The sequence below is a fragment of the Sagittula salina genome (assembly GCF_017813235.1).
GTDB classification, from domain to species: Bacteria; Pseudomonadota; Alphaproteobacteria; order Rhodobacterales; family Rhodobacteraceae; genus Sagittula; species Sagittula salina.
The window spans coordinates 1-264 of sequence record NZ_JAGISH010000063.1 but is presented as its reverse complement, the minus strand read 5'-3'; the positions used below and the strand labels follow the sequence as shown (position 1 = coordinate 264).

Sequence of the window (264 nt, the reverse complement as noted above, 5' to 3'; positions counted from 1 at the left end):
AATTGAAACTCGTTCGAGATGCGCACCATCGAGTTGAGGTCGGTCGTCTCGTAGCAGTGAATGTTTACCTTGACGTTGCCTCGAATGACATCTGCGAGCGCCTCCCATTCGAGCGACGTGGGCAAGGGCTCTTTTTGCGACTTGGGATCGGCGCACCACCGGTCCTGCGCGTCCTTGAGGTGCTTGCCCTCGGTGTATGCCCGGCGGAAATCATACGCCGAGTCCATGCGCGTGTTGCCATACACCCGCGCAGGGTTCTCGCCG

At 59.5% G+C, this 264-nt stretch carries 1 protein-coding gene; it reads right to left on the bottom strand.

From position 1 onward, the window contains the following. Positions 1–264 (bottom strand): amidohydrolase family protein (locus tag J5474_RS22570; protein ID WP_209364263.1); only part of this gene is annotated, 264 nt, incomplete at both ends.